Below are 23737 nucleotides of genomic sequence, written 5' to 3'. Positions count from 1 at the left end.
TGGGTCAACGAGCCCGCGCAGGTTAGCGTTACGCGGGTCGCCGAGATCGTCTCACCACACCGGTTCACCCGGCCGTGTGAAGCCCGCCCGGTCAGGCGGACTTCTGCTGGCGCGCGAGCCGCGCCACGCACCAGGCCGGGGCGCTGCCGCGGCGCAGGTGCTGCAAAACGGTCATCGGGCCGAGACGGCGGCTGAGGTCCGACGGCGAGAGTCCCGCCGCGCGGTAGTCGAGGGCCCGCTGGTCGAGCGGGCTGATGCCGGCGTCCCACCACTCCTCGGCCTCGGCGACGCCGCCGACCATCTGCCACCAGCCCGCGGCGGCGGTGAGGAGCTCTTCGGGCACTTCCGGCAGCCTGCGGCGCATCGCGTCGAGGTAACCGGGGTCGGCCGCTTCGACCTGGGCCCAGCGGGCGGAGCCCGTCCGGGCGCGCTGGCCGGGAATGCCCGGCGCCGGCGCCGGAGCGTCGGCCAGCCACGCGGACGCGATGCGGTCGACCTCCTGCTCCTCGGGAGTCCGCTCGCGCTCGGCGGCCCACTGCCGGATCAACGCGTCCACTCCGGGATCTCCGGTCATCCCTGCCTCCTCATAGGTCCCCGACGGACAGGTCCTGACTACCTGTCCCACGCGGCTGCGCCGCAGCACCCAAGTGCACCTTGCTGAGTGGAAACTGCCTGCGTACCGGGGGTCCCGAGGGGTACGGAGAACTACCCGATCACGCAATGTGAGCACCGTAGGGCCGGGGTGGTCCCCTTCGCCAGACCCCGGCAGGCACGAATTCGCCGACCTGCGCGTTTTCAGTCGCAATCCACCCGGATGGTCGAGCGTACGGCCCGAATTCTGAGATCCGTGACGCTGAGTGATTTACCGTCCGATTGCACGCGCTGTCACCACCGATGCCGCCCGAATGCGGCGCCGGTTCACGGGACTGGCCCAGGTTCAGGAAAAAAGCGTCCGGAAAAAGGTGACGATCGCCTCCGCGCCGTCCTTCAGCCACCCGAGGACGCGGTGGACGAAGTCGGCGGACTGGGTGGGCTGCGTGATCAGGAAGAACAGCACGAGCGCGACCACCCCCACGATGAGGATCTTCTTCACGCCGCTCGACATGTGCTTCCTCCCCGGCTCGCCGTCCCCGTCCGGGAGTGGCTGGATCCCTACTCTAGGAGAGCCTTGCCCGGAAGACACGCCGATCACCCCCAGGGAGCCCCGATGTCGCGGAACGTGCTGGGCGAGCGGGACGGTCCCGTGACGACGATCACCATCGACCGCCCGGCCGCCCGCAACGCCGTCGACGGTCCGACGGCCGCCGAACTGGTTGACGCGTTCCGCGCGTTCGACGCCGACCCCGGCGCCGCGGCCGCGGTGCTGACCGGCGCGGGCGGCGCGTTCTGCGCCGGCGCCGACCTCAAGGCCATCGGCACCGACCGGATGAACCGGACTCACCCGGACGGGGACGGCCCGATGGGCCCGACCCGGATGACGCTCGGCAAGCCGGTGATCGCGGCCGTCCACGGCCACGCCGTCGCGGGCGGGCTCGAGCTGGCGCTGTGGTGCGACCTGCGGGTCGCGGACACGACCGCCGTGTTCGGGGTCTTCTGCCGGCGCTGGGGCGTCCCGCTGATCGACGGCGGCACCGTGCGGCTGCCGCGGCTGATCGGCGGGTCCCGGGCGATGGACCTGATCCTGACCGGACGCCCGGTCGACGCCGACGAGGCACTGGCCATCGGCCTGGCGAACCGCCTGGTCCCCGCGGGCGAGGCGGTCGCGGCGGCGCAGGAGCTGGCGCGGCAGCTGGCCGCGTTCCCGCAGACCTGCCTGCGCGGCGACCGCGCGTCGGCGCTGGCGCAGTGGGGCCGGTCCGAGGAGGACGCGCTGGCCGCGGAGTTCGGCGCGGCGCTGGACACGGGCGTGCTGGCGGCCGAAGCGGTGGACGGCGCGGCGAGGTTCAGCGGCGGCGCGGGCCGCCACGGCAGCTTCGGCTGAGCGCCACGAGGCATCACGCGTGATTGGGGAGGCATCACGTGTGATTGGGGAGGCATCACCCGTGATTGAAGGGGCATCACGCGTGATTGGCGGGGCATCACTCGTGATTGGGGAGGCATCGCGCTGATGCCCCGCGGCGCACACGTGATGCCCGCCTGATCACGCGTAATGCCCCGCAGCACACGCGTGATGCCCCGTGGCGCACGGGTGATGCCCCGCGGCGCACGCGGTCTGTGACCGGGGGTGCCTCCACCGGGTGGATCGCGCCGCGTCGCGGCGGAGCCGGGCGTGCGGCCGATAGGGTCGGTTGATGGACGACGACGTCAGCAGAGTCGTGCTCCGGCCGGTCGCGGAGTCCGATCTCGACCTGCTGGAGCAGCTGACCAACGACCCGGTCGCGGCGGGCGCGCACCAGTGGTTCGGCTGGCACGACCCGCACTACCTGCACCGCCGCTGGCGGGAGACCGGGATGCTGACGGCCGAGACCGGCATGCTGGTGCCCACGCTCGGCGGGCGCCTGCTGGGCCTGGTGTCCTGGCACCGCAGCCGCAGCGGGCCGACGTCGTACTGCTGGAACATCGGGCTGGTGCTGGTCCCCGAAGCGCGCGGCCACGGCCACGGCACCGAGGCCCAGCGCCTGCTCGTCGACTACCTCTTCGCGCACACGCAGCTCAACCGCGTCGAAGCGACGACCGAGGTCGACAACCGCGCCGAGCAGCGGGCCCTCGAGAAAGCCGGCTTCACGCGCGAAGGAATCCTTCGCGGCTACGGCTTCCGGGACGGCCAGTGGCGCGACAACGTCATCTACTCGGTCGTGCGCTCCGATCTCGCGAAGAACTAGACGATCGCGCCGGCCTCCCGGAGCGCCCCGAGGTCCGTGACGCCCAGCTCGGCCAGTACCGCCTCCGTGTCGGATCCCTTGGTGCGCGGGGCTTCCGGCGTCTCCGGCGGCGTCCGGCCGAAGCGCGGCGCCGGGGCCGGCTGGACCAGGCCGCCGATCTCGACGAACGTGCCGCGGGCCGCGTTGTGCGGGTGGCCCGCCGCCTCCTGCGGCGACAGCACCGGCGTCAGGCAGGCGTCGGTGCCCTCGGCGCGGGCGACCAGGTCGTCGCGCGTGTGCTTGCCGATCGCCTCGGCGACGATCTCCCGCAGCTTCGGCCACTGCGTCTTGTCCACGTGCAGCGGCAGCTCCGCGGGGTCGAGCCCGAGGACCTGCACCAGGTCGCCCCAGAACCGCATCTCGATCGCGCCGACGGCGACGTACTTGCCGTCCGCGGTCTCGTAGGTGTCGTAGAACGGGGCGCCGCCGTCGAGCATGTTGTCCCCGCGGTCACCGCCCCAGAGCCCGGCCGCGGCCATGCCGTGCAGGCTGGTGGTGAGCAGCGCGGCGCCGTCGACCATGGACGCGTCGACGACCTGGCCCTTCCCGGACGTGTTCCGCTCGTAGAGCGCCGCGAGGACGCCCATCGCCAGCAGCAGCCCGCCGCCGCCGAAGTCGCCGACGAGGTTGAGCGGCGGCACCGGCCGCTCCCCCGCGCGCCCGATCGGTTCGAGCGCGCCGGAGATGCCGATGTAGTTGATGTCGTGGCCGGCCGCCGTGGCGAGCGGGCCGTCCTGGCCCCAGCCGGTCATCCGGCCGTAGACCAGCCGCGGGTTGCGGGCGTGCACGACGTCCGGGCCCAGCCCGATCCGCTCGGCGACGCCCGGGCGGAAGCCCTCGACGAGGACGTCGGCCGTGTCGCACAGCTTCAGCACCAGCTCGACGCCCTCGGGCGTCTTGGTGTTGATCCCGACGGTCCGGCGGCCGCGGGCCAGCGGGTCGACCGGGATGCCGAGCACGTCCTGACCCGGCGTCGCGCGGTCGACGCGGACCACGTCGGCGCCGAGGTCGGAGAGGATCATCGTGGCGAACGGCCCGGGCGCGAGCCCGGCCAGCTCGACCACCTTCAGGCCGCTCAGCGGACCTGCTTTCATGGCGCGGTTCCCTTCAGAGCGACCGGGAGATGATTTCCTTCATGATTTCGCTGGTACCACCGAAGATCCGCGAGATCCGGACGTCGGCCCAGGCGCGCGCGATCGGGTACTCGGACATGTAGCCGTAGCCGCCGAAGAGCTGCACGCAGTCGTCGATCACCTTGTTGACGCGCTCGGTGGTCCACAGCTTCGCCATCGCCGCGCCCTGGACGTCGAGCTCGCCCTTGAGGTGGCGCTCGATGCACTGGTCGAGGAACGCCCGCGCGACGGCGGCCTCGGTGGCGGCCTCCGCGAGCTTGAACTTGGTGTTCTGGAAAGAGAAGATCGGCCGGCCGAACGCCGTGCGCTCCTTCGTGTACTCGAGGGTCAGGTCGACCGCCGCCTCCAGCCCGGCCACCGCGGTGACGGCGATGATCAGCCGTTCCTGCGGCAGCTGCAGCATCAGCTGGATGAAGCCCTGGCCCTCGGCGTCCCCGAGGAGGTTGGCGGCGGGCACGCGGACGTCGTCGAAGAACAGCTCGGCGGTGTCCTGGCCCTTGAGGCCGACCTTGTCGAGCACGCGGCCGCGGCGGAAGCCCGGCGTGTCGGTCTCGACGGCGATCAGCGAGACGCCCTGGGCGCCCGCGTCCGGGTCGGTCTTCACCGCGACGACCACGAGGTCGGCGTGGAAACCGTTGGTGATGAAGGTCTTCGCGCCGTTGATGACGTAGTGGTCACCGTCGCGCACCGCGCGCGTCTTGATGCCCTGCAGGTCCGAGCCGGTGCCCGGTTCGGTCATCGCGATCGCGCCGACCATTTCGCCGCCGGCCATCTTCGGCAGCCACTCGCGCTTCTTCTCTTCGGAGGCGTACGCGCTCAGGTAGTGCGCGACGATTCCGTTGTGGACGGTCACGCCCCACGCGCTGTCGCCGGAGCGGGCCTGCTCCTCGTAGAGCACGGCCTCGTGCGCGAACGTGCCGCCACCGCCGCCGTACTCCTCGGGGATGGACAGGCACAGCAGGCCGACCTCGCCCGCCTTGTTCCACAGCTCGCGGTCGACCTTCTTGTCCGCCGCCCACCGCTCCTGGTGCGGCACGAGCTCCTTCTGCATGAACGACCGCGAGAGTTCGCGGAGGTCTTCGAGCTCGGTCGTGCTCCAGGAGCTCTTCGGGAGTTTCAGCGGCACGGGGACCCTCCTGCAGGACGAGTGCTGGAAAACATGACGATCAGCATGTAAGTTCTCTCCGGAATGTACATCCGTACCGGCCTGTAGGTAAAGCAGGGAGGCCGCGTGACCGAGACGGCGCACCGCACGCAGGCGCAGCGGCGGGAGCAGACCCGCACGGCGCTGCTCGACGCCACCATCGGCTGCCTGGTGGACCTCGGGTACGCGCGCACCACCGTGCAGGAGATCTGCGCCCGCGCCGGGGTCTCGAAGGGCGCGGTGCAGCACCACTTCACCGCGAAGGCCGAGCTGATGGCGGCCGCGGTCGAGCACCTGACGACCAAGCTGCGCCTCCAGCTCGCCGCGTCGCTCGGCAAGCTGCCCAGCGGCGGCACCGGCGTCGCCGCGGCGATCGACCTGCTGTGGACGGGGTACTCCGGCACGCTCTCGACAGCCGTCACCGAACTGTGGGTCGCCGCCCGCACCGACCCCGAGCTGCGCGCGGCGATCCGCCCGGTCGACCGCGCGCTCGGGCGCGCCACCCTCGAGCACGTCACCCAGGTCGCCGGCGAGCTCCCGCCGGAACGCGCGGAGATGCTGTTCTGGCTCACCGTGAACCTGACCCGCGGGCTGGCGCTGGACGCCGAGCTCGGCGGCGACCCGAAGCGGCGGCGTCAGCTGCTCGAGGAGTGGAAGCGGATCGCCGTCCTGCTCTACCAGGACGCCACCACCGCACCGGCCTGACCGGCGCGGCGCATCCGCGTCATTTGGGGTCAGTTGGCGTCATTCAGCCCCTTATCCCGCAGGCGGATTCGTGGTCCAATCCCCGCAAAGAGGGAGATTTGATGACCGCCAGCGCGCCGCCTCCGTACCCGCCGCAGCCGTACTCCTACGGCCCGCCACCGATGCAGCGGCCGCAGCCGCCGGCCGACCCGGGTGGTCTCTTCCGGTTGCTCGCCGGGATCTTCGGCGCCCTCGCCGCCGTGCTGGTGGTGGTCGGGTCGTTCCTGCCGCAGACGACGTTCGAGCAGATCGTCGGCGGCAAGACCGAGAGCAGCCAGACGATCAGCGCGTGGTCACGGTCCTTCGGCGTCGAGCCGGCCGCCGAAGCGGCGAAGTTCTACGAGAACACGCACGTCGCGCACTACGGCATCCCGCTGTCGGTCGCCGCGGTCGTCCTGCTGGCCGGTGCGGTGCTGGCGTTCGCCGGCGCCCGGCGCACGGCGGGTCCGGGTGTGCGCTCGGGCTCGCGGACGGCGTTGCTCGTCGGCGGCGCCGGCGTGGCCGCCGCGGTCTGGATGCTCGGCATGGACGTGTCCGCGACCTTGAGCTACGAGTCCGACGACGACTCGATCAAGTCGCACTACTCGACGGGGACCGGCTTCTGGCTGCTGCTCGGCGCGGGTGTCCTCGCGGTGGCGGCCCTGGCGTTCGCGCTGCTGGCCGGACGGCGCGTGAAGACGCCCGCCGGGCCGCCGAACCTGCACGGCGGCCCGGGGTACCCGCCGCAGCAGCAGTCGCGGCCGTACCCGGTCGGGCCGCAGCAGTCCGGCGGTTACCCGGTTTCGTCGCCGTACCCGGGCCAGCAGCCCTACGGTGCCCCTCAGTCGCAGCCGTTCCCCGTACAGGGCCCGCCCTCCCAGCCGTTCCCCACGCAGAATCCCCAGTCGCAGCCGTTCCCGGCGCAGGCGCCGCCGTCCCAGCCGTTCCCGGCGCAGCAGCCCGAGGGCATCTACGAGGCGACGCAGGCCCAGCCGCATCCGGACGAGCCGCCCGCGGCGCCGGCGTCGTCCCCGACCGAGCCGACCTACCAGCTCCCGCCGCTGAACCCGCCGCCCCACCCTCCCCAAACGTGAAACATATTCACATCGAGCTGGACAGCTGACGTACCGACGGTATGCTGTACTCGTCGGTAACCCCTGCGCGTCGCCGCGCGGAACGGAGACGTCATGACCAGCACGACCCCCGCGAACCCGGTCCACGACACCGCGCTCCCGCCGACCGTCGGCGGGGTCGCCGGTGCCCCGGCCGCGGCCCGGGCGGCCCAGCTCGTCGCCCGGGTGGCCGGCGGCGCGGACTCGGCCCCGATCCGGATGGACGCGCCCTTCACCGGGCTGCCGATCGCGACCCTGCCCCAGGCCACCGACGCCGACGTCCGCGCGGTGTTCGCGAGCGCGCGGACGGCGCAGCGGGCGTGGGCGGAGCACTCCCCCGCCGAGCGCGCCCGGGTGCTGACCAAGCTGCACGACCTGGTGCTGGCCAAGCAGGACGAGGTCCTCGACCTGGTCCAGGTCGAGGCGGGCAAGGCGCGGCTCGACGCGTTCGACGAGGTCAGCGCGACCGCGCTGGTCGCGGCCTACTACGGCAGGCACGCGGCGAAGATCCTCGCCCCGCGCCGCGTCGCCGGGGTCATCCCCGGCCTGACCCGCGCCGGTGAGCTGCGGCACCCCAAGGGCGTCGTCGGCGTCATCTCGCCCTGGAACTACCCGCTGGCCCTCACCGCGATGGACGTCTTCCCGGCGCTCGCGGCCGGCAACGCCGTCGTGCAGAAGCCGGACAACCAGACCGCGCTTTCGGCGCTGTGGCTGCACGAGCTCGCCGAGGAGGCCGGGCTGCCGGCCGGGACCTGGCAGATCGTGCTCGGCCGCGGCTCGAAGATCGGCACCGCGCTGGTCGAGGAGTCGGACTACCTGTGCTTCACCGGGTCCACGCCGACCGGCAAGGAGCTGGCCGGGCAGGTGGCGAAGCGGCTGACGTCGTACTCGCTCGAGCTCGGCGGCAAGAACCCGATGATCGTGCTGCCCGACGCCGACGTCGCGAAGGCCGCGACGGGCGCGGTGACCGCGTGCTTCTCCTCGGCCGGGCAGCTGTGCGTGTCGGTCGAGCGGATCTACGTCCACGAGTCGATCCGCGAGGAGTTCACCCGCGCGTTCGTGGCCCGCACCGCGGCGGTGAAGCTCGGCGGGGCGCTGGACTACCAGGCCCAGATGGGGTCGCTGACGTCGGAAGACCAGCTCGCCACGGTGACCGCGCACGTCGAGGACGCCCGCGCGAAGGGCGCGTCGGTGCTCACCGGCGGCCGCGCCCGGCCCGACCTCGGCCCGCTGTTCTACGAGCCGACCGTCCTTTCGGGAGTGACGCCGGAGATGGTGCCGTTCGCGGAGGAGACGTTCGGGCCGGTCGTCTCGATCTACGGCTACACCGACGTCACCGAGGCCATCGACCGCGCCAACGACACGGCGTTCGGGCTCAACGCCAGCGTGTGGTCGCGCAACGGCCGCGCGGGCTGGGAGGTCGCGGCCCGGCTCAAGGCGGGCACGGTCAACGTCAACGAGGGGTACGCGGCGACGTTCGGCAGCGTCGGCGTCCCGATGGGCGGCATGAAGGACTCGGGCGTCGGCCGCCGCAACGGCGCCGAAGGCCTGCTGAAGTACACCGAGTCCCAGTCGATCGCGCTCCAGCGCGGCCTGGCCCTGCGCCCGCCGCGCCGGATCCCGGGTTCGCTGTGGTCCCGCGGCATGACCCTGGGCCTGAAAGCCCTGCGCCGCCTCCCCCGCTGACGGGCTCTACGCGTTCTGGCCCGCGGTGGGAGCCGTCAGCAGGCCTCGGTCGTAAGCGATCGCGACGGCTTCCGCGCGGCGGCTCGCGCCGAGCTTCGCCATCACGCGGGACAGGTGGACGCTGACCGTCTTTTCGCTGATGTAGAGCTCTTCGCCGACCTGGCGGTTGGTGCGGCCCAGGGCCACGCGCTCGAGGACGTCGCGCTCGCGGTCGGTCAGCGGGTCGACGACCGCGCGGGCCGGGGCCGCCGGTTCGACGCCCGCCAGGTCCACCCGGGCGCGGTGCGCCAGGTCGCGGACGGCGTCACGCAGCGGGAGCGCGCCCAGCCGGGTCGCGACGGCGTGCGCCGACTCCAGGGCGGCCCGCGCGCCGTCGACGTCGTCGGCCAGCAGCAACGCTTCCGCCTCGTGACGGCGGCAGATCGCCTGCTCGTAGACCGCGCCGTAGCCGAACGCCTCCGCCGCGGCCGCCCACTTCGCCGGGTCGCCCCGGCCGGCCAGGCCGGACGCCGCCGCCTCGAGCCGGGCCAGCCAGGCCCGGCCCTCCGGCCCCAGCTCCACCGACCGCGGCTGCCCGACGACCGCGCACATCCGGCCGTGCGCCAGCAGCCGCTCCCCCGCCTCGACCGCGGCGTCGACGGCCGCCTGGTCACCGCGGACCCGGGCGTCGGCGGCCTGCGCCGCGGCGGCGGTGGCCCCGAGCGCGGCCACCCGGATTCCGGCCAGCAGACCGGGTTCGATCCGCTCGAGCCAGCCGACGAGGTCCTGCGCGCGCTTCACCGCGTCCGCGTGGTCACCGCGCCAGTACGCCAGTTCGATCCCGGCGTCCCCGGCCGACAGCGGGATCTGGATGTCCGCCGCCCAGTGCTGCCGCAGCCCGGCGACGAGCTTCGCGGCCTCGTCGAACCGGCCGCGGGCGACGACGAACAGCGACCAGATGGCGAGGATCCGCGCGGCGACCGCGCTCGACACGCCACGCCCGGCCCGGCCGGCGCTCTCGTCCGGCCAGTCGCCCGTCAGGTACCGCAGGGTCAGCTGCCGCGCCCGCAGCTCCAGGCCGTAGACGCTCCAGCTGAGCCCGGCCTCTTCGGCCCGGGCGACCCCGCGTGACGCGTGTTCGAGCGCTTCGGCGTACTCGGCCTGGTCGTCGTAGCTCAGCGCCAGGAAGTAGGTCGCGCGGTTCTCGGTGTTCAGTGCCCCGGCGTCCCGCGCCTTGCGTTCGGCCTGGCGCAAGCGTTCGCGCGCCTCCGCGGCGTCGCCCGCCGAGTCGGCCAGCGTGCCCAGCGTGACCAGGGCCGACGCCTCCGCGCCCGCCGCGTCGACCGCCTGCGCGTCGGCGACCGCGGTGAGCGCGCTGTCCAGCGCCGCGTCCGGCTGGTCGAGCACCCGCAGGAACCCCGCCCGGCTGGCCAGCACCCAAGCGCGGGTGCCGCTGGGTTCGGTGTCCTTGACCAGGTCCCACGCCTTGTCGATCGCCGCGACGGCCTCGTCGAGCGTGCCTTCCAGCGCCAGCAAAGCTTCCGCCAGCCGCCGCCACGTCTTGGCGGCGCGGTCGGCGGAGCCGTCCGGGGTCAGGGCTTGCGTCGCCGAGCGGGCGAACGCTGCCGCCCGCTCGGGCTCGCCGGACGTGCCCGCGAAGTACGACGCCTCGTGCAGCAGCCGCAGCTCGTCGAACCCCTCGGGCCGGTCGGCGGCCGGGACGGCGTCCCAGATGGACAGTGCCTGCTCGACGTGGCGCAGCGCCGATCCGGGCGCGCCCAGCTTCTCCGCCTCGTCCATCGCGCGCAGCAACGCCGGCAGCGCGGTGACGAGATCGCTGCTCTGCAGCGAGTGGTAGGCCAGCTTCGCGTCGTGCCCGCGGCCCTGTGGCCGGGACAGGATCCGGGCCGCGTACGCCGCGTGCGTGCGCGACCGCTCCCCCGGCAGCAGGTCGCCGTACACCGCTTCCTGCAGCAGCGCGTGCCGGAACCAGTAGGCACCGTCCGGCATCACGACCAGCACGTGGTGCTGGACGGCCTCGCGCAGCGACTCGTCCAGCTCGAGCTCCCCCAGGGCGGAGATCTCGGCCAGGGCCGCGTGCATCACGGGTTCGTTGGCCACCGACACGACGCGCACGACGCGGCGGGTGTCCGGCGAAAGCCGCTCCAACCGGGAGAGCAGCACCTCGGCCAGGCCCGCGGGCAGGTCGTTGCACTCGGTCTTGGTGGCGAGCAGCTCCTCGGCGAAGAACGGGTTGCCCTCGGACCGGCTGACGATGTCGGCCACGACGTCGGCGGGCAGCGGCTCGTCGGCCAGCGCCTCGACGAAGGTGCGGGCGTCGGCGGTGCCGAAGGCCTGCAGGTCGACGCGCTCGACGGTGGCGAGCCGGACCAGCTCCGAGAGGAGGCCGCGCAGCGGGTGGCGCCGGTGCACGTCCTCCTCCCGGTAACTGCCCACGACCAGGAGCCGTTGCGCGCGCAGCCTGCTGAGCAGGAACGACAGCAGGTTGCGGGTCGAGGCGTCGGCCCAGTGCAGATCCTCGAGCAGGATCACCACCGGCCGCGACTCGGCGATCTCGGTCAGCACCCCCAGTACCGCGTCGAACAACTGCAGCTGACCGAGATCCTGCTCCGGCCGGGGACGCACCATCGTTTCCCGGTCGTTCGAGGTCATCGGGGCGTGTTCGGCCGCCCGGGGCTCCTCGAGGCCCTGGCCCTGCGGCAGCAGCCGGCCGAGCGCGGGCCGGGCCCGCACCGCGGCGGCGACCGCCGGGTCCGCCGCGACCCCCAGCGGGGCGAGCGCCTCGGCGAACGGAAGATAAGGAAGACCGCCTTCGCGGACGTCGATGCAGCGGCCGGTGAGCACCAGCGCGCCACACGCGTCGACGTGCTCGCCGAGCGCGGTCAGCAGCCGGGTCTTGCCGACGCCGGCGTCCCCCGAGAGCAGCACCGCGCCGGCCTCGCCCCGTTCAGCGCGGGCGAAGGCGGCGCGGAGCCGCCGCATCTCGTGGGTACGGGCGACGAGCGGGATTCCGGAGCCGAGTCGGGGCACAAGGTGCATTCTTGCTCACCCCACTGACATTTTTCCGGGGGTTCGGGTGGCGAAGCCCCCGACCTGGGGCGAAGCCCCAGATGTCACCGACAAGTTCCGCACGCTTATCGCCTTGGACACCATCACCTCGCCCCTACCGGGCGGTCTCGCCGGCACCCGCGGTCGCCCGCGAGGCCTCGCGGCGCTCCTGCGCCGGCACGTCGACGGTGCTCCGGGCGGCCCGCACGTGGCGGACGGCGCGGCGCGCGCGGGCGGCCCAGGCGCTGCGCCCGGCCTTCCGCAGTTCCTCGGCCCGGTAGGCCGCTTCGGCCCGGACCGCGTCCAGAAGCAGATCGGAGTGCATGTCGTTCCCCTGTTCCCTGAGTTCACCGCCGGGAGTTCACCGGCTGGTAGCACTCAGGTTCGTCCTGAGGGGATGCCTCAGGCATCGGGTGATCACGTACCCCTGGCACGGAAAAGACCCCTTACTCCCCTCCGAGCCCAGCTCGACGGGGGTAAGGGGTCTCCGAAATCGACTCAGTCGCGCTCGGGGCCGCCGGGCCGCACCGCGGCCAGCAGCCCCTGCCAGCCCGATGCGGGCAGGCGGAACGCACCACCCTCGGGGTCCTTCGAGTCGCGCACCGCGGCACCGCCGGCGACGAACGCGACCTCGACGCAGTCGTTCCCGCCACCGCTGTGGCTGCTCTTGCGCCAGCGCGCACCCGAAAATTCGGCTTCCATGGTCCCCAACTCCCTTACTGTGTCCTCGGATCCAAGTGGTGCACCGGTGCCGGCACGGCCGCCCGTTCGGCGAACCGGCCGGCGGCCTCGGCGATCAGCTCCACCGAGTCGTCCGGTTTCAGTGCGGCCGCGCGCAGATGGTCGAACATCAGCCCGTAGCGCCGCACGTCTGTGGGTTCCTCCAGGTAGAGGCCGCTGGAGGTGCTGTCGTCGACGTAGACGACGTCCGGGTCGGCCTGTTCCGGGAAGCCCATGATGAGGAAGGGGCCTTCCATCCCGGGGTGCGCGCCCGCGCCGAACGGCACCACCTGGATGGTCACGTTCGGCTTCTCGGCGACGGCGACCATGCGGTAGAGCTGCTCGGCCATCACCTCGGCGCTGTCGACCACGCGGTGCAGGACGGCCTCGTCGATCACGGCCCAGTACTCCGGCGGCGGGGTGTCGGACAGCAGCTCCTGGCGTGCCATCCGGGCCGCGACGCGGCGGCGGGTCTCGGCGTCCTCGGCGTCCGGGCGCAGGGCGCGGATCACCGCGCGGGCGTACCGCTCGGTCTGCAGCAGGCCGGGCACCAGCAGCGCCTGGAACGCCCGCAGCGAGCTCGCGTCGGCTTCGAGCCCGACGAACGTGCCGGTGAAGACCTCGTTGTAGGCGTGCCACCAGCCGCGCTTGCGGGCCTCCCTGGCCAGCTGGACGAGCGCTTCCTGCTCGTCACCGGTGATCCCGTAGAGCGCCAGCATGTCCCGTGCGTCGCGCGGGGTGACCCCGACGTGACCGGTCTCGATCCGGCTGATCTTCGACGCGGAGCACTCGAGCTTCTCGCCCACCTCGTCGATGGTGAGGTCCGCGGCCTCGCGCAGCCGGCGCAGCTCACCGGCGAGCCTCCGGCGGCGAACCGTGGGGCTCTGTCCCCTGGCCATTCGGCACCTCCGGATGTCGACGGCGTCGTAGCCGTTCGCTTGCTCCCAGTATCTAACCAGGACAGTGCGGCATTAACACGGCAGCGATTCCGGCCCCGTCGCGCGCGTCGCATCTGCAATTTGCAGAATGCTCTTGTATCCTCGCACTCTGCACTGCGACAGGACGCGGCACGGGCCGGGGTCGTTCGGCCATCAGGCCCTGTCCGGGCCTGTGAGCAGCGTAGACGATGGCTGCGCGGTTCGCCGTGCGGTCATTCGGAGAAGGGGTCCGGGACCGTCCCCCGATCGGTCCCGGCCCCCTTCACCGGTCCGAATGCCCTATTCCGTCGGCGAATACCCCGACTATTTGTCGCCCGTAAGGGTGATTTTCCCGCCACCGTTCAGAGGACGCGCAGGAGTCCTTCTTGGACGACCGTGGCGATGAGGGTGCCGTCGGCGCCGAAGAAGCGGCCCGTCGCCAGCCCCCGCGCTCCGGAGGCGGTCGGTGACACGCTGTCGTAGAGGAACCATTCGTCGGCGCGGAACGGCCGGTGGAACCAGAGTGCGTGGTCGAGGCTCGCGCCGAGCACCTTGTCGGTGTCCCAGTAGACGCCGTGGCGCGCGAGCACCGAGTCCAGCAGCGTCATGTCCGAGGCGTAGGTCAGCACGCAGACGTGCAGCAACTGCTGGTCGGGCAGCTTGCCGTCGGCGCGCATCCACACCTGGTTGCGCGCGGGGAGATCGCCGGTCTGGCGGGTGACCCACGGCGGGTCGTTGACGTAGCGCAGGTCGATCGGGCGCGGGCGGCTGTGCGCGCCGATCGCGTACCCCTCGGCGCGTTCCATCAGCGTCGGCAGCGTCTCCGGCGCGGGCACGCCCTCGGGCATCTCCTCGGCGTGGTCGATGCCCGGCTCGTCCTTCTGGAAGGACGCCGAGAGCGAGAAGATCGCCTTGCCGTGCTGGATCGCGATGACGCGGCGCGTGGTGAACGAGCGGCCGTCCCGGATCCGGTCGACCTCGTAGACGATCGGCACGCTGGGGTCGCCGCCGCGGATGAAGTACGCGTGCAGCGAGTGGACGCGGCGCTCGTCGGGCACGGTGCGCCCGGCGGCGACCAGCGCCTGCCCGGCGACCTGGCCGCCGAACACGCGCACGGGTGAGTGCGCGGGCGACACGCCGCGGAAGATGTTCTCCTCGATCTTCTCGAGGTCGAGGAGCGCCACCAGGCGGTCCAGCACGGGCTGGCCGCCACCCGGGATCTCCAGCTCGGTGGCGGCCGTCCTGGCCATTTCAGTCATGGCCAGACCCTATTCGGTACTCGTCCCCGTCGTCCCTTACGCGTGGTCGTCTTCACCAAGGCGGTGGACGTGGATCAGGTTCGTCGACCCGACGGTCCCCGGCGGCGAGCCGGCCACGATGACGACCAGGTCGCCCTTCTGGTACTTGCCCATCTCCAGCATCGAGTGGTCGACCTGCTGGATCATCTGGTCCGTGGACTCCACCCGCGGCACGATCTGGGTGGTGGTGCCCCAGGTCATCGAGAGCTGGCTGCGGACGCAGTCCTCGGGCGTGAACGCCAGCAGCGGCAGCCGCGTGTGCAGCCGGGCCAGGCGGCGCACGGTGTCGCCGGACTGCGTGAAGGCGACCAGGGCCTTCGCGTTGAGGCGCTCGCCGATGTCGCGGGCGGCGTAGGAGATCACGCCGCGCTTGGTGCGCGGGACGTGCGTCAGCGGCGGCACGACCGGCGAGTCGGTCTCGACCGCCTCGATGATCCGGCCCATCGTCTGGACGACCTCGATGGCGTACCGGCCGACACTGGTCTCACCGGACAGCATCAGCGCGTCGGCGCCGTCGAGCACCGCGTTCGCGACGTCGGAGGCCTCGGCGCGGGTCGGCCGGGAGTTGTTGATCATCGACTCGAGCATCTGCGTCGCGACGATGACCGGCTTCGCGTTCTCGCGGCAGATCTGGATGGCGCGCTTCTGGACCAGGGGGACCTGCTCCAGCGGCAGCTCGACGCCCAGGTCGCCGCGGGCGACCATCACCGCGTCGAAGGCCAGCACGATGGCCTCGAGGTTGTAGACCGCCTCGGGCTTCTCGATCTTCGCGACGACCGGCAGGCGTCCCTTGCCCACGCGGTCCATCACCTGGTGGACCAGGTCGATGTCGGCGGGCGAGCGGACGAAGGACAGGGCGATGAAGTCGACGCCCAGCTCCAGCGCGAACTCGAGGTCCTCGATGTCCTTCTCGGACATGGCCGGCACGGAGACGTCCATGCCGGGCAGCGAGACGCCCTTGTTGTTGCTGACCGGGCCGCCTTCGGTGACCTCGCAGACCACGTCCTGGCCGTCGACCTCCTTGACCACCAGGCCGACCTTGCCGTCGTCGACGAGCAGGCGGTCACCGGGCTTGGCGTCCTTGGCCAGGCCCTTGTAGGTCGTCGAGACCCGGTCGTGGGTGCCGGCGACGTCCTCGACGGTGATCCGGACGATGTCGCCGTTCTGCCACTCGACCGGCCCGCCGGCGAAGGTGCCGAGGCGGATCTTCGGGCCCTGCAGGTCGGCGAGGATGCCGACGGCCCGGCCACTGGCGGCCGCGGCGTCCCGGATCAGGTCGTAGACCTGCTTGTGGTCGCCGTGGCTGCCGTGGCTGAAGTTCATTCTCGCGACGTCCATTCCGGCGTCGACGAGAGCCCGCATCTTCTCCGGGGTGGCAGTGGCGGGGCCCAGGGTACAAACGATCTTCGCGCGTCGGCTCACGTTCGCATAGCGTAGACCCTGTCGGCGCGTTCGTCTGTACCGATCCCGAAAAGTTCAGAGAAACGGTTCAGAAACTCTGGGGTCAGCGGCGCGGCAGCTCGCTGGGACCGACCCGGTCACGGGCCCATTCGTTGAACTCCCGCACCTGCCGCCATGCCTTGCGCACGCGGTCGAGGGCACCGCGCTCGTGCAGCACGTCGTCCGGCTCCCAGGCGCGCACGGCGTACACCGAGCGGTAGCGCAGCAGGTCGAGGCGGGGGTGCTCGGCGTCGAAGCCGCGCGGTTTCGACTTCAGCCGGTCGCCCTTGACCTCCCAGCCGCCGCGCTCGAGCTTCGTGATGATCTTCTGGAGCGCTTCGCCGTGCAGCTCGGTGTCGACGGCCTTGCGGAACCGGGCGATCTGGTCGGAGGCGAGGAAGAAGCACCCGCCGCCGACGCGCAGGCCCTCCGGCCCGACCTCGACGTAGTAGGCGCCACCGCCGCGGCCCTGTTCGAGCACGCCGCCGCAGTGGGTCTTGTAGGGCGTCTTGTCCTTGGCGAACCGGACGTCGCGGTAGGGGCGGAACACCTTGGGGTCGCCGAAGCCGTCACCGAACTCCGGCGCCAGCTCCGCGAGCAGCGCCTCCATCGGGGCCCGGACGTCGGACTTGTACGTCTCGACGTGGTCGTCCCAGTAGGGCTTCGAGTTGTCTTCCACGAGACCGTCGTAGAAGTCGACGGCGTACTCGCCGAATCCGCTGAACTTCACGGTGAGGAGGGTAATCGGGGGTACCGACAGGAACTGAAACCCGGTGCGGCCGGCACGCCGCGCGCGGCCGGCCGCACCGGGAGCCCTTACTTCGCGACGGCGCTGATCAGCTCGCCGTCGGTGGTGTCACCGGAGAGGTCCCAGACCATCGCGCCGCCGAGGCCCTGCTGCTCGGCGTAGCCGATCTTGCCGCCGATGGTCGACGGGGTGTCGTAGCTCCACCAGTCGCTGCCGCACTTCGCGTACGCGGTGCCGGCGATCGTGCCGGTCGACGGGCACGACGTCTTGAGGACCTTGTAGTCGTCGATGCCCGGCTCGTACTTGCCCGGCGCCGGGCCGGTCGCGGTGCCGCCCGGGGTGTCCTGCGTGACGCCGGTCCAGCCGCGGCCGTAGAAGCCGATGCCCAGCAGCAGCTTGCTCGCCGGCACGCCCTTGCTCTTGAGCTTCTGGATCGCGGCGTCGGAGTAGAAGCCCGGCGTCGGAATGCCGTCGTAGGACGTCAGCGGCGAGTGCGGGGCGGTCGGGCCCTGCGCGGCGAACGCGCCGAAGTAGTCGTAGGTCATCACGTTGTACCAGTCGACGTACTGGGCGGCGCCGGCGTAGTCGGCCAGGTCGATCTTGCCGCCGTCGGTGCCGTCGGCGGTGATCGCCGAGGTGACCAGCTGGGAGCCGAACTTGGCGCGCAGGGCGGACATCAGGTTCTTGTACGCGTCGGCACCGCTGGAGTCACAGCTCAGGCCGCACGCGTTGGGGTACTCCCAGTCGATGTCGATGCCGTCGAAGACGCCGGCCCAGCGCGGGTCGTTGACCAGGCTGTAGCACGAGTCGGCGAACGCGGCGGGGTTCTGCGCGGCCTGGCCGAAGCCGCCCGACCAGGTCCAGCCGCCGAACGACCAGATCACCTTGAGGCCGGGGTGCTTGGCCTTGAGCTCCTTCAGCTGGTTGAAGCTGCCCGCGAGGGGCTGGTCCCAGGTGTCCGCGACGCCGTCGACACTGCCCGCGGCGTCGTAGGTCTTCTGGTAGTCGGCGTAGGCGTCACCGATGGCGCAGCCGCCGTTGGTGACGTTGCCGAAGGCGTAGTTGATGTGCGTCAGCTTGCTCGCCGAGCCCGACGTCTCGATGTTCTTGACGTGGTAGTTGCGGTCGTACACCCCCCAGTCGGTGAAATAGCCGACGACCTTGCCGACGGAGGCTTCGGCCTGCGCGGGGGCGGCGGTGGCGGCCGGGGCCGCGGCGGCGCCCGCCACCAGGCCCGCGGCGGCCGCCACGGTCAGCAGCGCCGAGAAGCTCTTCCTGCGGAAACGGGACATGTCTTCTCCCTTCGGAGAATTACCGACAACCATGGGGACCACGTGGTGGAGACCACACCAACCGTAAATGGACTAGACCATCAGGTCAATGGTTCAGACCAAGCAGCACCACTGGACACGTCGCACATGCCTTGACAGGAATATGCCCGGCGGCGCACATTTCCAGGGTGATGCAGACTTTCGACGTCCTCGCCGAACCCCGCCGCCGCACCATCCTCGACCTGCTCCGGGACGGCGAACGCTCCGTGGGCGAGCTCGTCGAGGAGCTCGACCTCAGCCAGCCCGCGGTGTCCAAGCACCTGCGGGTGCTGCGCGAAGCCGGGCTCGTGACGGTGCGGATCGCGGCCCAGCGCCGCTGTTACGCGCTGCGCCCGGACCCACTGGCCGAAGTGGACGCCTGGCTCGCCCCCTACCGCCGCTTCTGGGACGGCCGCCTGGATGCGCTGGAACAGCGTCTCAACGAGACGGACCCCGCCTGAGCCCCGTACCCGAGTGGACGACACGCGTACCCAGGCGGACGACACGCGTACCTGGATGGACGACACGGCCGCGCTCAGGCCGGGTGCGGCGTGTCGTCCATCCGCGTACGCGTGTCGTCCGTGCGGGTACGCGTGTCGGCCGGTTCGAAGGTGATGCCTGCGGCCGCCGCGCGGCGCTCGCCCCACTCGTACAGGGCCGTGAGGGCCGGGCGCAGCTCCTCCCCCACCGCCGTCAGGTGGTACTCGACGTGCGGGACGCGGCCGTCGAACTGCTCGCGGCGGACGATGCCGTCCGCCGCCAGCTCGCGCAGCTGCTGGGTCAGCATCTTCTCGCTCACCCCCGGCATCCGGCGGCGCAGCTCGCCGTAGCGGTGCGCGCCCTCCTTGAGGTGGGCCAGGATCACCGGCTTCCACTTGCCGCCGATCAGGTCGACCGCCAGCTCCGTCGCGCAGTGGTAGCGCTTCATCCCGTTCTCCCCACGCACCGGAAAGTAAGTGGTTGCCCGGCCGGGCCGCCGCTGGTTGCCTTGCCGGGTGATCGTCGACTACCTGCGCTACACCGTGCCAGAAACCGCGGCCGCGGACTTCGAAAAGGCCGCCGCCGGGCACGAGATCGAACGCGCTCCCGGCCGGTACCTGGTGAAGGTCAAGGGCGGCGCGCCGTTCGCGGGCATCGAGGGCTTCACGCCCGACGGCGAGCCCGAGCGGTACGAGACCACCACGCCCACGCTCTACGAGTGGGCCGGCGGGCACGAAGCGCTCGTGAAGCTGCTGACCGTCTTCTACGGCCACGTCCTCGAAGACCCGCTGCTCGAGCCGGTGTTCCGGAGCATGGACGCGCACCACGCCGAGCACGTCGCGACCTGGCTCGGCGAGGTCCTCGGCGGCCCCGCGGCCTACACCTCCGGCCACGGCGGGCACGCCCACATGATCGGCCGCCACCTCGGGCGCGGCATCACCGAAGAGCAGCGCCGCCGCTGGGTCACGCTGCTGCTCGACGCCGCCGACGAGACCGGCCTGCCCGGCGACCCCGAGTTCCGCGCCGCGTTCGCCGGCTACCTCGAGTGGGGCAGCCGGCTGGCCGTCGTCTTCTCGGCCCCCGGCGCCCAGCCCAACCTGCACGAACCCGTCCCCCATTGGGACTGGCCCATGCCGCCCTGGCCGCCCGCGCCGTCCTAGCCGCACAGTCGTTCTAGCCGCATAGTGAGGGCAGTCGAAAGGAGGCTGCCCTTGATCCGGGTGGACGGTCGGACCCTGCGGTGCGCGGACGTCGTGACGGCGGCGCGCACCGGGGGTCCGCTGGGAATCGACGTCTCGATCGCCGCGCTGCGCGGCGCCGAGCACGCCTGGAAGCTCGCCGAAGAGCTGAGCACACGCCGGGTGGTCTACGGCCGGACCACCGGCGTCGGGGCCAACAAGGACGACACGGTCGCGAGCTCGAAGGAACACGGCCTGCGCCTGCTGCGCAGCCACGCCGGCGGCAGCGGCGACCCGATGCCGCCCGGCCAGGTCCGCGGCATGATGCTGATCCGGCTCAACCAGCTCCTCGCCGGGCGGTCCGGGATCAGCCCCGAGCTGATCGGCGCGCTGGCCGAGGCCGTCCGCACCGGCGCGCTGCCGCTGGTGCACCGGCTCGGCGCGATCGGCACCGGCGACCTGGCCCCGCTGGCCGAGACGGCGCTCGCGCTCACCGGCGAACGCGAGTGGGTCGCCGGGCACGTGCCGGCGGTGCCGGTGCACGCGGGCGACGCGCTGGCGTTCATGAGCAGCAACGCCGCGACGCTCGCCGAAGCGACCCTGGCCGCGATGCGGCTGGACACCCTGACCCGCGCCAGCCACGCCATCGCCGCGCTGACGTACGTCGCGCTCGACGGCAACCCCGAGGCGTACGCGACGCCGGTGCACGAGGCGCGGCCGCACGCGGGGCAGGTCGCCTGCGCGGCGGAGATGCGGCGGCTGCTCGGCATGCACCAGACGCCGAAGCCGGGGCGCCGGATCCAGGACCCGTTCGGGCTGCGGGCGTTCCCGCAGGTCCAGGGCCCGGCGCTGGACGCGATCCACTACCTGCGCGACGTGCTGGCCGTGGAGATCAACGCGAGCACCGAGAACCCGATGATCTCCACCGTCCACGGCGACGCCTACCACCACGCGCACTTCCACACGGCGTACGTGTCGACGGCGCTGGACCAGGCCCGTGCGACCGTGCACCAGGTGGCGGAGCTGTCGGTGGCGCGCCTGGGCGACCTGGTCGAGCCGGAGTTCACCGGGCTGCGGCCGTTCCTCGCGGCCGGGCCGGCGGGCAGCTCGGGCGTGATGATCCTGGAGTACGTGGCGCACGACGCGCTCACCGAACTGCGGCAGGCGGCGCTGCCGGCGACGCTCGGCACGGCCGTCGTGTCCCGCGGCATCGAGGACCACGCGAGCTTCTCGACGCAGGCGGCCCGCGCGGCGACGGCGGCCTGCACGTCGTACCAGCAGGTGCTGGCGTGCGAGCTGGTCGCGGCGGTCCGCGCGCTGCGGATGCGGGACGCCGACCTGGTGGACCTCCCGGTCCGCGACGCCTTCGACGCGGCGTCCGAGGTCTTGGACGAGAGCACCGACGACCGCCCGCTGACCGACGACATCGCCCGGGCGATCACGGTCCTGGACGATCTCGCCCGCATCTGAAAGCCGTGAAGGCCACCTTGCGGGACATAGAGTCCCTCAAGGTGGCCTTCACGGACCACTAGCTCAGGCTCAGCCGAAGAAGACTTCGGCCTCTTCGTAGCGCTCGGCCGGGACCGTCTTCAGCTCGGCGGTCGCCTCCGACAGCTTCACGCGGACGATGTCGGTGCCCTTCAGGGCCACCATGACGCCGAAGTCGCCGTCGGCCACCGCGTCCACGGCGTTGAGGCCGAAGCGGGTCGCGAGCACGCGGTCGTACGCGGTCGGCGTGCCGCCGCGCTGGACGTGGCCCAGCACGACCGCGCGCGACTCCTTGCCGGTGCGGCGCGCGATCTCGTCGGCCAGCCAGGTGCCGATGCCGCCGAGGCGGACGTGCCCGAAGGCGTCCTTCTCGCCGGTGAGCAGCTTCTCCTCGCCGCCCTCGGGCAGCGCGCCCTCGGCCACGACGATGATCGGCGCGAACTCCTTCTCGAAGCGGCGCTCGACCCAGGAGACGACCTGGTCGACGTTGAAGTGCCGCTCCGGCACCAGGATCACGCTCGCGCCGCCGGCCAGGCCGGAGTGCAGCGCGATCCAGCCGGCGTGCCGGCCCATGACCTCGACGACCAGCGCGCGGTGGTGCGACTCGGCGGTGGTGTGCAGCCGGTCGATCGCCTCGGTCGCGATGGAGACCGCGGTGTCGAAGCCGAACGTGTAGTCGGTGGAGCCCAGGTCGTTGTCGATCGTCTTGGGCACGCCCACGACGCCGACGCCGTCGTCGGTGAGCCGCTTCGCGACGCCGAGGGTGTCCTCGCCGCCGATCGCGATCAGCGCGTCGACGCCCTGCTCGGCGAGGACCTTCTTGATCTGGTCGACCCCGCCCTCGACCTTGTACGGGTTGGTCCGCGACGAGCGCAGGATCGTGCCGCCGCGGGTGAGGATGTCCTCGACGTCGTTCAGGCCGAGCGGGCGGCTGTCGCCCGTGAGCGGGCCGTTCCAGCCGTTGCGGAAGCCGACGAAGTCCCAGCCGTGCACCTCGATGCCCTTGCGGACCACCGCGCGGATGACCGCGTTGAGACCCGGGCAGTCGCCGCCGCCGGTCAGCACACCGACACGCATGAGAATCCTCCGTTTGTGTTCGCTGGAGATGACAGTCACATTTCGCCAGTGCCAAGCGTAGCCGCTTCCGTCTGGATCGGTGCAGCCCGGACCACCTGGCGAATCGGTACACGATCGAGGTGTGCTAATTTGGCGCCGTGCAGCGTTATTACTGGTTTACGGAGCCGGCCCCGGGTGGGCACGGCGGCGTCAACCTGCGCTGACCACCACCCCCGAGCCGGACGTCCACACCGGCTCGGCGAGGTCCCCCGCGGGTCGGTTTCCACCAGGAAGGAACCACCCCCGCGATGACACTCTCCGCAGGTCCGGCCACCATCGGTGACCTCGACGCCGCGCGCACCACGTCGATCAGCCCGCTCATCTCGCCGGCGATGCTCCGCGAAGACCATCCGGTCGACGACGGCGTCGCCGAGCTGGTGCGCCACGGGCGGGCCGAAACCGTCGACATCCTCGAGGGCCGGGACGACCGGCTGCTCGTCGTCGTCGGCCCGTGCTCGGTGCACGACCCCAAGGCCGCCCTCGACTACGGCCGCCGCCTGGCGGCGAAGGCCGAAGAGCTGCGCGGCGAGCTGCACGTCGTGATGCGCGTGTACTTCGAGAAGCCGCGCACGACGCTGGGCTGGAAGGGCCTGATCAACGACCCGGACCTCGACGGCACCTTCGCCGTCAACAAGGGCCTGCGGATGGCGCGGCGGCTGCTGCTCGACGTCTCCGGGCTCGGCCTGCCGGTCGGCTGCGAGTTCCTCGACCCGATCACGCCGCAGTTCATCGCCGACATCGTCACCTGGGGCTCGATCGGCGCGCGCACCGCGGCCAGCCAGGTGCACCGGCAGCTGTGCAGCGCGCTGTCCATGCCGGTCGGGATCAAGAACTCCACCGAGGGCGACGTCCAGGTGGCGGTCGACGCGACCCGCGCGGCCGCGGCGAGCCACGTGTTCCCCGGTATCAACACCGACGGCCTGGCGGCGCTGCTCACGACGTCCGGCAACCCGGACTGCCACGTGATCCTGCGCGGCCACGCGGGCGGCCCGAACTACGACACCGCGACGGTGACGGACACCCTGGCGCGGCTGGCGAAGTCGGGCCTGCCGGAGCGCGTGATCATCGACGCGAGCCACGGCAACAGCGGCAAGGACCACGTCCGCCAGGCCGAGGTGGTCCGCGAGCTGGCGACGCGGATCGGCGGCGGCGAGCGCGGGATCGTCGGCCTGATGATGGAGAGCTTCCTCGAAGGCGGGCGCCAGGACCTGGACCTGGGCCACCCGGAGAACCTGACCTACGGCCAGTCGATCACGGACGCCTGCATGGCCTGGGACGACACCGCTCCCCTGCTGGAAGAGCTGGCGGAAGCGGTCCGCTCGCGCCGCTGAGCCA

At 71.9% G+C, this 23737-nt stretch carries 23 protein-coding genes; 9 read left to right on the top strand and 14 right to left on the bottom strand.

The features are described from left to right. Positions 1-91 precede the first annotated feature (91 nt). Positions 92-574, bottom strand: coding sequence for a helix-turn-helix transcriptional regulator (locus tag VA596_RS35640; protein ID WP_323333012.1), 483 nt, complete (start codon positions 572-574; stop codon positions 92-94). 363 nt (positions 575-937) lie between these two features. After that, on the bottom strand, positions 938-1105 hold the full coding sequence (locus VA596_RS35635) for a hypothetical protein (RefSeq protein WP_323333010.1): 168 nt from the start codon (positions 1103-1105) through the stop codon (positions 938-940). A gap of 102 nt (positions 1106-1207) precedes the next feature. Between VA596_RS35635 and VA596_RS35630 the strand changes: the two genes are divergently transcribed. After that, positions 1208-1981, top strand: a complete 774-nt coding sequence (locus VA596_RS35630) for a crotonase/enoyl-CoA hydratase family protein (RefSeq protein ID WP_323333009.1) — start codon at positions 1208-1210, stop codon at positions 1979-1981. Positions 1982-2291: 310 nt separating this feature from the next. Beyond that, complete coding sequence (locus tag VA596_RS35625; protein WP_323333007.1) at positions 2292-2822, top strand: GNAT family N-acetyltransferase; 531 nt, start codon at positions 2292-2294, stop codon at positions 2820-2822. Here VA596_RS35625 and VA596_RS35620 read toward each other — a convergent pair. After that, positions 2819-3955: a CaiB/BaiF CoA transferase family protein gene (locus tag VA596_RS35620; protein WP_323333005.1), complete on the bottom strand. Its 1137-nt coding sequence runs from the start codon at positions 3953-3955 to the stop codon at positions 2819-2821. The two genes, VA596_RS35625 and VA596_RS35620, sit on opposite strands and share 4 nt — an antisense overlap. Positions 3956-3968: 13 nt before the next feature. Continuing rightward, positions 3969-5120, bottom strand: coding sequence for an acyl-CoA dehydrogenase family protein (locus tag VA596_RS35615; RefSeq protein ID WP_323333004.1), 1152 nt, complete (start codon positions 5118-5120; stop codon positions 3969-3971). Positions 5121-5225: 105 nt separating this feature from the next. Between VA596_RS35615 and VA596_RS35610 the strand changes: the two genes are divergently transcribed. From VA596_RS35610 to VA596_RS35600, 3 genes are all read left to right on the top strand, one after another. Further along, positions 5226-5843, top strand: coding sequence for a TetR/AcrR family transcriptional regulator (locus tag VA596_RS35610; protein WP_323333002.1), 618 nt, complete (start codon positions 5226-5228; stop codon positions 5841-5843). A 101-nt stretch (positions 5844-5944) separates the two neighbouring features. After that, entirely contained in the window at positions 5945-6955 is a 1011-nt protein-coding gene (locus VA596_RS35605) for a hypothetical protein (protein WP_323333001.1), read from the top strand. Positions 6956-7048: 93 nt separating this feature from the next. Then, positions 7049-8659, top strand: a complete 1611-nt coding sequence (locus VA596_RS35600) for a succinic semialdehyde dehydrogenase (RefSeq protein ID WP_323332999.1) — start codon at positions 7049-7051, stop codon at positions 8657-8659. A gap of 6 nt (positions 8660-8665) precedes the next feature. Here VA596_RS35600 and VA596_RS35595 read toward each other — a convergent pair whose 3' ends face one another. From VA596_RS35595 to VA596_RS35560, 8 genes are all read right to left on the bottom strand, one after another. Further along, positions 8666-11698, bottom strand: coding sequence for a helix-turn-helix transcriptional regulator (locus tag VA596_RS35595; protein WP_323332997.1), 3033 nt, complete (start codon positions 11696-11698; stop codon positions 8666-8668). A gap of 124 nt (positions 11699-11822) precedes the next feature. Next, positions 11823-12032, bottom strand: a complete 210-nt coding sequence (locus VA596_RS35590) for a hypothetical protein (protein ID WP_323332995.1) — start codon at positions 12030-12032, stop codon at positions 11823-11825. A gap of 173 nt (positions 12033-12205) precedes the next feature. Continuing rightward, positions 12206-12409 (bottom strand): DUF397 domain-containing protein, encoded by a 204-nt coding sequence (locus VA596_RS35585; protein ID WP_323332993.1) that lies wholly within the window; start codon positions 12407-12409, stop codon positions 12206-12208. A 14-nt stretch (positions 12410-12423) separates the two neighbouring features. Then, positions 12424-13326 (bottom strand): helix-turn-helix domain-containing protein, encoded by a 903-nt coding sequence (locus VA596_RS35580; protein WP_323332991.1) that lies wholly within the window; start codon positions 13324-13326, stop codon positions 12424-12426. A 380-nt stretch (positions 13327-13706) separates the two neighbouring features. Beyond that, positions 13707-14603: an acyl-CoA thioesterase gene (locus tag VA596_RS35575; protein ID WP_323332990.1), complete on the bottom strand. Its 897-nt coding sequence runs from the start codon at positions 14601-14603 to the stop codon at positions 13707-13709. A 36-nt stretch (positions 14604-14639) separates the two neighbouring features. After that, positions 14640-16064, bottom strand: coding sequence for a pyruvate kinase (gene pyk, locus VA596_RS35570; RefSeq protein WP_323332989.1), 1425 nt, complete (start codon positions 16062-16064; stop codon positions 14640-14642). 82 nt (positions 16065-16146) lie between these two features. Beyond that, entirely contained in the window at positions 16147-16812 is a 666-nt protein-coding gene (locus tag VA596_RS35565) for a DUF2461 domain-containing protein (RefSeq protein WP_323332987.1), read from the bottom strand. Between the two features lie 86 nt (positions 16813-16898). Continuing rightward, positions 16899-18122: a glycoside hydrolase family 18 protein gene (locus tag VA596_RS35560; RefSeq protein ID WP_323332986.1), complete on the bottom strand. Its 1224-nt coding sequence runs from the start codon at positions 18120-18122 to the stop codon at positions 16899-16901. A gap of 170 nt (positions 18123-18292) precedes the next feature. On the opposite strand from VA596_RS35560, the gene VA596_RS35555 reads away from it, so the two are divergent. Next, entirely contained in the window at positions 18293-18601 is a 309-nt protein-coding gene (locus VA596_RS35555; RefSeq protein WP_323333094.1) for an ArsR/SmtB family transcription factor, read from the top strand. 74 nt (positions 18602-18675) lie between these two features. On the opposite strand, the gene VA596_RS35550 is transcribed toward VA596_RS35555, so the two are convergent. After that, the gene (locus tag VA596_RS35550) at positions 18676-19068 is read right to left on the bottom strand and encodes a winged helix-turn-helix transcriptional regulator (protein WP_323332984.1); all 393 of its coding nucleotides are present in this window, start codon (positions 19066-19068) and stop codon (positions 18676-18678) included. A 67-nt stretch (positions 19069-19135) separates the two neighbouring features. On the opposite strand from VA596_RS35550, the gene VA596_RS35545 reads away from it, so the two are divergent. After that, positions 19136-19780 (top strand): group II truncated hemoglobin, encoded by a 645-nt coding sequence (locus tag VA596_RS35545; protein WP_323332982.1) that lies wholly within the window; start codon positions 19136-19138, stop codon positions 19778-19780. Between the two features lie 51 nt (positions 19781-19831). Beyond that, positions 19832-21268 (top strand): aromatic amino acid ammonia-lyase, encoded by a 1437-nt coding sequence (locus tag VA596_RS35540; protein ID WP_323332980.1) that lies wholly within the window; start codon positions 19832-19834, stop codon positions 21266-21268. A 69-nt stretch (positions 21269-21337) separates the two neighbouring features. Here the strand turns inward: VA596_RS35540 and VA596_RS35535 are convergent, their stop codons facing one another. Beyond that, the gene (locus VA596_RS35535; protein WP_323332978.1) at positions 21338-22363 is read right to left on the bottom strand and encodes a 6-phosphofructokinase; all 1026 of its coding nucleotides are present in this window, start codon (positions 22361-22363) and stop codon (positions 21338-21340) included. A 287-nt stretch (positions 22364-22650) separates the two neighbouring features. On the opposite strand from VA596_RS35535, the gene VA596_RS35530 reads away from it, so the two are divergent. Next, positions 22651-23733: a 3-deoxy-7-phosphoheptulonate synthase gene (locus VA596_RS35530; RefSeq protein WP_323332977.1), complete on the top strand. Its 1083-nt coding sequence runs from the start codon at positions 22651-22653 to the stop codon at positions 23731-23733. Positions 23734-23737 lie beyond the last annotated feature (4 nt).

Source organism: Amycolatopsis heterodermiae (assembly GCF_034929455.1).
Classification (GTDB): domain Bacteria; phylum Actinomycetota; class Actinomycetes; order Mycobacteriales; family Pseudonocardiaceae; genus Amycolatopsis; species Amycolatopsis heterodermiae.
Note: the sequence above shows the minus strand (reverse complement) of the source record. Positions and strands in the feature narration are given on the sequence as shown.

Bases quoted from the DNA above. Each gene is read 5' to 3' on its own strand.
- VA596_RS35640 (WP_323333012.1), bottom strand. From the start codon at position 574: ATGACCGGAGATCCCGGAGTGGACGCGTTGATCCGGCAGTGGGCCGCC.
- VA596_RS35635 (WP_323333010.1), bottom strand. From the start codon at position 1,105: ATGTCGAGCGGCGTGAAGAAGATCCTCATCGTGGGGGTGGTCGCGCTC.
- VA596_RS35630 (WP_323333009.1), top strand. From the start codon at position 1,208: ATGTCGCGGAACGTGCTGGGCGAGCGGGACGGTCCCGTGACGACGATC.
- VA596_RS35625 (WP_323333007.1), top strand. From the start codon at position 2,292: ATGGACGACGACGTCAGCAGAGTCGTGCTCCGGCCGGTCGCGGAGTCC.
- VA596_RS35620 (WP_323333005.1), bottom strand. From the start codon at position 3,955: ATGAAAGCAGGTCCGCTGAGCGGCCTGAAGGTGGTCGAGCTGGCCGGG.
- VA596_RS35605 (WP_323333001.1), top strand. From the start codon at position 5,945: ATGACCGCCAGCGCGCCGCCTCCGTACCCGCCGCAGCCGTACTCCTAC.
- VA596_RS35600 (WP_323332999.1), top strand. From the start codon at position 7,049: ATGACCAGCACGACCCCCGCGAACCCGGTCCACGACACCGCGCTCCCG.
- VA596_RS35595 (WP_323332997.1), bottom strand. From the start codon at position 11,698: ATGCACCTTGTGCCCCGACTCGGCTCCGGAATCCCGCTCGTCGCCCGT.
- VA596_RS35590 (WP_323332995.1), bottom strand. From the start codon at position 12,032: ATGCACTCCGATCTGCTTCTGGACGCGGTCCGGGCCGAAGCGGCCTAC.
- VA596_RS35585 (WP_323332993.1), bottom strand. From the start codon at position 12,409: ATGGAAGCCGAATTTTCGGGTGCGCGCTGGCGCAAGAGCAGCCACAGC.
- VA596_RS35580 (WP_323332991.1), bottom strand. From the start codon at position 13,326: ATGGCCAGGGGACAGAGCCCCACGGTTCGCCGCCGGAGGCTCGCCGGT.
- VA596_RS35575 (WP_323332990.1), bottom strand. From the start codon at position 14,603: ATGACTGAAATGGCCAGGACGGCCGCCACCGAGCTGGAGATCCCGGGT.
- VA596_RS35560 (WP_323332986.1), bottom strand. From the start codon at position 18,122: ATGTCCCGTTTCCGCAGGAAGAGCTTCTCGGCGCTGCTGACCGTGGCG.
- VA596_RS35555 (WP_323333094.1), top strand. From the start codon at position 18,293: ATGCAGACTTTCGACGTCCTCGCCGAACCCCGCCGCCGCACCATCCTC.
- VA596_RS35550 (WP_323332984.1), bottom strand. From the start codon at position 19,068: ATGAAGCGCTACCACTGCGCGACGGAGCTGGCGGTCGACCTGATCGGC.
- VA596_RS35535 (WP_323332978.1), bottom strand. From the start codon at position 22,363: ATGCGTGTCGGTGTGCTGACCGGCGGCGGCGACTGCCCGGGTCTCAAC.
- VA596_RS35530 (WP_323332977.1), top strand. From the start codon at position 22,651: ATGACACTCTCCGCAGGTCCGGCCACCATCGGTGACCTCGACGCCGCG.